This is a genomic window from Spiroplasma sp. hy2 (genome assembly GCF_044714365.1).
GTDB classification, from domain to species: Bacteria; Bacillota_I; Bacilli_A; order Mycoplasmatales; family Mycoplasmataceae; genus Spiroplasma; species Spiroplasma phoeniceum.
In genome coordinates this window covers 1-2,830 of the sequence record NZ_RXFZ02000132.1, presented here as the reverse complement: position 1 = coordinate 2,830, position 2,830 = coordinate 1, and the positions used below count along the sequence as shown (strand labels likewise).

The window sequence follows — 2,830 nt, the reverse complement described above, 5'->3', positions numbered from 1 at the left end:
AATTTAAAGCAAAATCATAATCTTACACAAAATTAGTTTTCAAATTGTCATATTGATGATTTTTTTTATTTCATCAAGAGTTTTCGACAAAATTAAAGGAAAAAACTGCAAGAAATTTTAATAATTTATTATATAATAATGTATATGGAATTAGAGGCAAAGATATGTTTAAATGATGAAGACGAAAAAAAACTGAAGAAAAAATAATAAATTTAGAAACAGCTAGTGCTTTTGATGATGAAATTGAAGCATTTAGTGGGGTTAATTTTAGTGATGAAACAATTGACTTTAAAGTGCCACAATCAACACAAGTGATGGTAAATAAATCAGAAAATTCTGAAATTAGAAATACTGAACAACACATCAAACCATCGAACCAAGAGAATGTTAATAATATTCATAGCCTTGTTCAAAATGCACGTCATCAAATTAATAAATACAAAGAAGAATATAATGTTAATGAACATGAAAATGTTTTAGAACGTTTAGAACAATTAAAAAAATTACGTGATAGTTCACAAGTTCAACCAAATGAATTTCAACAAATGCTAAATCAAATTAAAGAACGGAATTTTAATGATCGAATGGCATATATTATGGATCGCATTAAAATTTCTCATCGTGATGATGATGATAAGTTAGAGTTAGACCATAATGGTGAACCATTAGAAGAGAATCTCCCAAAAGGGGTAAAAAAAAATAAAGTTACAATTACTGGTAATAAAAATGAAATTAATACTTTTAAACAAAACTTACAAAAAAAAATTGCTAATGATTTAAGTGAAATAGAAAATGTTACCATTACATTATCTATTAAACAATTTCAAGAAGTTGTGCGTGATACTGTCGAAGATGTTTTAGTTGAATTAGGAATTAAAAATAAAGATGAATAATTTTTATTTTGTTTGAATTTGCTGTTATTTTTGGATTGGGAGGAAGAATAAATGAAGATAGCATTATTTGGTGGTAGTTTTGACCCATTTCATACTGACCATTTAGCAATGATTAATCTTGTTAAAACAAAAACAGATATTGATGAAATTTGAATTATTCCAACAAATCAGAATCCTTTTAAAACACGAAAATTATCTCCCCCTACGGATCGTGTCGCAATGATTAATTTAGCAATCGCTGATTTAGTGGATGTTAAAATTAATTTAATTGAATTAGAAAATGCAAAGCCTAGTACAACATATGAAACTGTTTTAAAATTGCAACAGCAATTTCCTCATCATCAGTTTTATTTTATGATTGGTTCTGATCAACTAGCATCATTAAATAAATGAAACAATATTAATGAATTAGCAAGAATGCAAACTTTTATTGTTTTCCAACGAAATGAACCAATTGATCAAACAATTTTAAAACAATATCAAGCAATGTTACTTCCATTTCATAATAATTTACATTTATCATCAACAATGTTACGAGAAGGAAAAAACATTGCATTACAATTGCCAAATATTACGAATTATATTAATAATAATTTATTATATTTGCCAGAACGACTAGGCCAAAATATGGATAAGGAACGCTATCAACATTGTTTAAATGTTGGCCAAAAAGCGCGGGAATTAGCATTAGTTCATAAGTTAAATCCGCAAAAAGTTTTAATTGCTGGGATTTATCATGATATTACAAAACAATGATTAGAACAAAAACAAAAAGCATATCTAACAAAATATTTACCAACGTTTTTATCAGAGCCAATTGCTACTTGGCATGCTTATACTGGTTATTGCCATTTAAAATATGATTTATTATTTAATGATGAAGATATTTTATCAGCAATTAAATGGCATACTGTTGGTCGACCAGAAATGACTTTATTTGAAATGCTAATTTTTGTTGCGGATAAAATTAGTAGTGAACGAAATTATTTAAAAGTTGATTATTATCGAACATTAGCCCAAAAAGATTTAGTAAAGGCATTTCAAGAATTATTAATAGTTCAATTTGAACGAGCAGTCGCGAAGCAAGGCCTTGAGCATTTAGGAAAAAATATACAATTGACTTATCAGCAGTGAAAAGAGGATAAATAACGTTATGAATTTAATTATTAGTGCAATGAAAGAGGAATTGGCAGCAACTTTAAATGTTTTAAAACCAACAATAGTTGATAAATATACCCAGATTGAAGTATATCAAAAAGATAATTGATTATTCGCAATTAGCAAAATTGGGTTAGTTAATGCTGCTATGACTTTAACAACCTTACTTAAAGATTATGCAATTAAAACAGTTTATAATCTTGGAACAATTGGGACTTTAAAACCAAATTTTAAACCATTATCAGTTTTAGCAATTACGGAAGCTTACTATACTTTTGCTGATGCCCAAGAGTTTGGTTATGCAATGGGGCAAATCCCCGGCGAATTACCTAGTTATTATAGTGATAAAAAATTAATAGCTACAATTACAACAAAAATGCCACACATTCAAACAGCAGTTTTAGGCAGTAGTGATATTTTTATTGATAAAATAGAATATTTTGAGCATATTAAAACTAAATTTAAAAATAAGATTGATGTGGTTGATATGGAAGGTTGTGCTTTTTTTCAAGTTGCTTTAAATTATCAGATTCCAATTGTTAGTATTAAAATTGTTACAGATTATTTAAAAGCAAATAAGAAAAGTTCAACAATACAATTTAAACAAAATTTATCACAAGCAGGAATTTTAATTTGTGAATTAATTTCAGCAGAATTATTTAATAATCAAGAATAGACTTCTTGCATAACCTATTAAAATAATTGTAAATATTTTCTTTAATTTTGTCGAAAACTCTTGATATTTATAAAATATACCTAAAATTAGGTATATTTTTAAT

General features: G+C 26.7%; 3 protein-coding genes. All 3 read left to right on the top strand.

Annotated features, from left to right (window positions below; translation table 4 throughout):
- Positions 1 to 164 precede the first annotated feature (164 nt).
- From EHV01_RS04465 to mtnN, 3 genes are read left to right on the top strand one after another with little or no spacing between them, the layout of a single operon-like run.
- A complete protein-coding gene (locus tag EHV01_RS04465; RefSeq protein WP_422066389.1) occupies positions 165 to 893 on the top strand; it encodes a hypothetical protein in 729 nt (242 codons plus the stop codon).
- A gap of 51 nt (positions 894 to 944) precedes the next feature.
- Positions 945 to 2,042 (top strand): nicotinate-nucleotide adenylyltransferase, encoded by a 1,098-nt coding sequence (locus EHV01_RS04460; protein ID WP_422066388.1) that lies wholly within the window; start codon positions 945 to 947, stop codon positions 2,040 to 2,042.
- A gap of 4 nt (positions 2,043 to 2,046) precedes the next feature.
- Positions 2,047 to 2,727: a 5'-methylthioadenosine/S-adenosylhomocysteine nucleosidase gene (mtnN, locus tag EHV01_RS04455; protein WP_422066387.1), complete on the top strand. Its 681-nt coding sequence runs from the start codon at positions 2,047 to 2,049 to the stop codon at positions 2,725 to 2,727.
- Positions 2,728 to 2,830 lie beyond the last annotated feature (103 nt).